Raw genomic sequence first — 350 nt, forward strand, 5'->3', positions numbered from 1 at the left:
CTATAGTCATGCTGGCGCGCGCGGCGTCATAGATATCGAGCAACTGGTCGGGCCTGGCGAGATTGTCTTCGAACGAGGTCCGGGTATAGGCCGGCTCGACCAAAGCGACGCGAATTCCGAACGGCCGCAGTTCGTGGTCTAGCGATTCGGAATAACCTTCAATGGCATGTTTGGTCGACGAGTAAAGCGCGAAAAAAGGAGCTGGGATGAAGCCCTGCACCGAGCTCAAGTTGACGATTCTGCCGTTTCCTTGCCGCCGCATTGTCGGCAGCACAGCGTTGATCATCCGTATGACGCCGAAGACGTTCACGTCGAACAGAGCCTGGGCCTGCGCGGTCGAGGATTCCTCC

General features: G+C 58.0%; 1 protein-coding gene. It reads right to left on the reverse strand.

All coding sequences use genetic code 11. From position 1 onward, the window contains the following. The coding region (locus EN852_RS35830; RefSeq protein WP_135879684.1) for an SDR family NAD(P)-dependent oxidoreductase at positions 1 to 350 on the reverse strand (350 nt) is incomplete at both ends.

This window comes from Mesorhizobium sp. M2E.F.Ca.ET.209.01.1.1 (genome assembly GCF_004010375.2).
GTDB lineage: Bacteria > Pseudomonadota > Alphaproteobacteria > Rhizobiales > Rhizobiaceae > Mesorhizobium.